This window comes from Stenotrophomonas sp. HMWF023 (assembly GCF_003060985.1).
GTDB classification, from domain to species: Bacteria; Pseudomonadota; Gammaproteobacteria; order Xanthomonadales; family Xanthomonadaceae; genus Stenotrophomonas; species Stenotrophomonas lactitubi.
On the sequence record NZ_QAIJ01000255.1, the window covers coordinates 6,103 to 10,363 of the forward strand.

Below are 4,261 nucleotides of genomic sequence, written 5' to 3' on the forward strand. Positions count from 1 at the left end.
CGCCAGCGTGCTGTGCGATGCCGGCGGCTGTCCGCTACGGCAGTTGCCACCGTTGCTGCTGGACCAGGCTGATGAAATCTGGCTCGTGGCCGACGCATCCATCGCCACGCTGGTGTCGCTGGACCACGCCCTGAAGCACCTTTCCGGCCAGCGCGATCGCGAGAAGCGGCTGCAGCTGCTGATCAACCGCCACGACGACAACAGTGGCATGAGCCCCGAACAGATCGCGCGCCGCTTCGAGCTGCCGCTGCTGGCCACCCTGCCCGAGCGGCCACGGGTGCGCACGGCCGCCAGCCATGGTCATCTGCTGCTGCAGGATGCACCGCGCGACCCGTACCTGCGTGCCCTCGCCCCACTGGTGCAACGCCTGGATCCGGCTGCCTGCCCGGTCCAGACGCATGGCCTGCGGGAAAGACTTGCCCTTGCCCTGGGTGGATCGCAATGGAAGACAAAGTGACCCCGTTCCCGCACGTTGTCGCCCGCAGCACGGTGCCGGAGCATGCACCGGGCAGCCTGCCGTTCGCACAGACCGAGCAGTACCAGAAGGTGCTGTCGGCCGCGCACGAGCACCTGCTCAACAGCATCGAAGACGAGCGCATCGACATCGATTCCTGGGCCCCTGACACCATCGCCCGCTGGGTGGAGGTGCAGACGGTCAGTTTCATCCAGGAATGGCGCATTCCCATCAACGAAGAAGAAATGCAGGTGGTGGCCGAAGGCCTGGTCAAGGAGCTGACCGGGTTCGGCCCGCTCGATGACCTGCTGCACGACCCCACCATCGAAGACATCCTGATCAATGGCTTCAAGGATGTGCATGTCTCCCAGGGCGGGCAGCTCAAACGCGCGCCACAGCGCTTCACCGACGACACCCACCTGCTGCGCATCCTGCGCCGCATCATCGCCCCGCTCGGCCGCCGCCTGGATGATTCCAATCCGATGGTCGATGCGCGCCTGCCCAATGGCGGTCGCCTCAACGCGATCATCTCGCCATTGGCGGTGGACGGGCCGATGGTGTCCATCCGCAAGTTCCGCAAGGACCCCTTCACCCCCGACGAGCTGCTGACCAAGGGCACCTTCGATGCACCGATGCAGGCGTTGCTGAAGGCGATGGTGCTGGGCCGCTGCAACATCCTGGTCTCCGGTGGCACCAGCTCGGGCAAGACCTCGCTGCTCAATGCGCTGGCCAGCTACGTGCCGGCCAACGAACGCGTCATCACCGTGGAAGACACCGCCGAGCTCTCGCTCAACCACCCGCATGTGGTGCGCCTGGAAAGCCGCATCGGTGGCGCCGAGGGCCAGGGCGCGGTCAGCATCCGCGACCTGGTGCGCAACAGCCTGCGCATGCGCCCCGACCGCATCGTGGTCGGCGAGGTGCGTGGCGCCGAGGTGCTGGAGATGCTGCAGGCGATGAACACCGGCCATGACGGATCGATGGCCACCATCCACGCCAACTCGCCGCGCGACTGCCTGTACCGCATCGAGATGCTGGCCGGATTCGCCGGCTTCCAGGGCAGCGAGGACAGCCTGCGGCGTCAGATCGCCAGTGCCATCGACTTCATCGTGCAGATCTCGCGCCTGGGCAGCGGCCGCCGCGTGCTGGTGTCGATCACCGAAATCACCGGCGTCAGCGACAACCTGATCACCACCCAGGAGATGTTCCGCCACGAAGTGCAGATCGATGGCAGCGGCAAGGAAATCGACCGCTGGATCGGTCTCGGCTTCCAGCCACATTCGCACAAGCTGGAGCCGTTCCGGCAGTTGCTGCGCGAATCCCTCTACGGAGACTTCTGAGCATGAGTACCGGCCTGCTGCTGGGTGTGCTGAGCATCGTGTCGGTGCTGCTGGCGCTGGCTGTGTGGTTGTGGGGCACAGCCAGCAGCCGCGAACAGCGCCAGGCCTCCCTGCAGCATACCGAGCAGCAGCTGGCGCGTGGCACCGGCCCTGCCGCCACAGCGGCCGACGCGGCACGGAAGGCACCGCTGCCTCCGCCAGGCCGCCGCACCCTGCCCTGGGATGGGCAGCTGCAACGTGCCGGCCTGACGCCGGGCTGGAAGCTGCCACTGCTGATGCTGCTGCCGGGCATCGCGCTGTCCGCATTCGCAGTGCTGCGTCTGGGCACTGCCTGGATGTTCCCGCTTACCCTTCTGCTGTACCTGCTGGGCTGCTGGCTGTGGCTGATGCGCCGCACCGGCAAGCTGCAGGCACAGCTGCTGCACCAGCTGCCGGACTTCCTCGACAACCTGGTGCGCCTGACCGCGCTCGGCAACAGCCTGCAGGCCGCTTTCCAGGTCGCCTCAATGCAGACCAACGCACCGCTGCGCGGCCTGCTCGACACCACCGTGCGCTACGCCCGTGGCGGCATGGACCTGGACCGCGCGCTCAACCTGGCCGCACAGCCCTACCGCATGGACGTGCTGAAGGTACTGGCGGTGGTGATGGGCGTGAGCGTGCGCATCGGTGGCCGTGCCGACCAGATCCTGCAGCGCATGGGCGACTTCATGCGTGACCTGGAACAGGCCCAGCAGGAGCTGGCTGCGACCACGTCTGAAACCCGCATGTCGGCCTGGGTACTGGGCCTGCTGCCACCGGCCAGCGCCGTGTTGATGGCGATCTCCAGCCCCGAGTTCTTCCAGCCGGTGCTGCACGATCCGCTGGGTCACAAGATCCTGTTGATCGCTCTGTGCATGGAGCTGACCGGCGCTTTCCTGCTGTATCGCCTGGCGAAATCGCTATGAACCTTCACGTCCACACAGGAGGCATCCAATGAGCGCCAGCATCTGGTTCGTGGCCGCGCTGCTGGTGCTGGCCGCCGGTGTGGCCCTGCTGGGGCTTGGCAGCTGGGTCCGCGGCCATCGCGAGGACCGCAGCGCGGCAACATTGAAAACGGCGCTGCGTCCACGCGAAAGCGATGAGGGCGGTGCCGATGCGCGCAAGGATTCACTCGGCTGGCTGGAGCAGTTCGGTCGTGGACTGAGCGGCGGCCGCCTGGAAACGGCCCTGCTGGCCGGTGAAGATCGCCTGCTGTTGGACCTGGCTGGCTGGAACACCCGCCGCGGCACCGCCATCTACCTGGGCCTGCGCCTGCTGCTGGCGGTGCTGGTGCTGGGTATCGCGCTGGCCATCAGCGATGCCACAGGGTTGTCCAGGATCATGGTGGTGATCGGCGCGCTGGCCGCCGGCCTGCTGCTGCCGAAGTTCGCGCTCAGTGCGTGGGTCAAGCGGAGGCGGCGTGCCGTGAACAATGAACTCCCGCTGTTGATCGACCTGCTGCGCCTGCTGCAGGGCGTGGGCTTCAGCATGGACCAGAGCCTGCAGACACTGGGCGACAAGCTGCGCGACGCATTGCCGGTGCTGGGCGGGGAAATCCAGGAAGCGAATGTGTCCTACACCCACGGACGCACGCGCGCGCAGTCACTGCGGCGGCTGAGCGATGTGTACGGCGACGACGACCTTTCCAGCCTCGTGCAGTTGATCCTGCAGGTGCACGCGCATGGCGGTGCCGTGCAGGAACCGCTGCGTCAGTTCAGCATCCGCCTGCGCGAGCAGCGTCGCAACGCGCTGAAGGAAAAGGTTGGCAAGCTCTCGGTGAAGATGACCGTGGTGATGATGCTGACCCTGCTGCCGGCACTGATGCTGGTGCTGGCCGGACCGGCGCTGGTCGCGCTGGCCACTACCTTGTCGAAAATGGGATGACCTTCATGCCTGTCCTGCGCCCCGCCTGCCTGTTGCTTGCCCTGGTTGCCGCCGCTGCCGGCTGCAGCTCCACCACGCCGAAATACCTGCGTGCGCCGAGCCTGGCCGAGCCGACGCCGGCCCCGCAGGACAGCCGCAACGCCTATCTGGAGTTGATCCAGCGCATGCAGCAGCAGGGCGCCTGGTACGCCTCGCTGGCGCACGTGGATGCCTTCCGCCAGCGCTACGGCGATACCCCGGCACTGCGCCTGCTGCAGGCGGACGCACTGCGCCAGACCGGCCAGATCGATGCGGCGCTGGCGTTGTACCGCGAACTCGGCAGTGGCCCGCAGGCCGCAGCCGCCGCGCATGGCATCGGCCTGATCGCCGCCCTCCGTGATGATGACGACGGCGGCGAGCAGGCACTCGCACGTGCCACCCAGCTGAACCCGCTGAACACCGATTACCTGGGCGACCTCGGCTATGCACGGCTGCGCGCCGGCCGCTTCGAGCAGGCGCGCGAGCCACTGGCCAAGGCGCTGGAGCTGTCGCCGGGCAACGCCAAGGCCACCGCCAATCTCGCCCTGTG

The 4,261-nt window shown here is 67.2% G+C and carries 4 protein-coding genes and 1 pseudogene; all 5 read left to right on the forward strand.

The annotated features are described in order from the left end of the window. Nucleotides 1-457: pseudogene (locus DBR20_RS23245) on the forward strand (fimbrial protein); the annotation flags it as partial. Continuing rightward, the gene (locus tag DBR20_RS14285; RefSeq protein WP_108266629.1) at nt 442-1,791 is read left to right on the forward strand and encodes a CpaF family protein; all 1,350 of its coding nucleotides are present in this window, start codon (nt 442-444) and stop codon (nt 1,789-1,791) included. The pseudogene DBR20_RS23245 and the gene DBR20_RS14285, both read left to right, overlap by 16 nt. Nucleotides 1,792-1,793: 2 nt before the next feature. Further along, the gene (locus DBR20_RS14290) at nt 1,794-2,735 is read left to right on the forward strand and encodes a type II secretion system F family protein (protein ID WP_108266630.1); all 942 of its coding nucleotides are present in this window, start codon (nt 1,794-1,796) and stop codon (nt 2,733-2,735) included. 28 nt (nt 2,736-2,763) lie between these two features. Then, a complete protein-coding gene (locus DBR20_RS14295; protein ID WP_100465653.1) occupies nt 2,764-3,693 on the forward strand; it encodes a type II secretion system F family protein in 930 nt (309 codons plus the stop codon). Between the two features lie 5 nt (nt 3,694-3,698). Then, a partial coding sequence (locus DBR20_RS14300) for a tetratricopeptide repeat protein (RefSeq protein ID WP_181393091.1) occupies nt 3,699-4,261 on the forward strand: 563 nt, incomplete at its 3' end.

Coding starts and splice junctions, on each gene's coding strand:
- DBR20_RS14285 (WP_108266629.1), top strand. CDS start 442: ATGGAAGACAAAGTGACCCCGTTCCCGCACGTTGTCGCCCGCAGCACG.
- DBR20_RS14290 (WP_108266630.1), top strand. CDS start 1,794: ATGAGTACCGGCCTGCTGCTGGGTGTGCTGAGCATCGTGTCGGTGCTG.
- DBR20_RS14295 (WP_100465653.1), top strand. CDS start 2,764: ATGAGCGCCAGCATCTGGTTCGTGGCCGCGCTGCTGGTGCTGGCCGCC.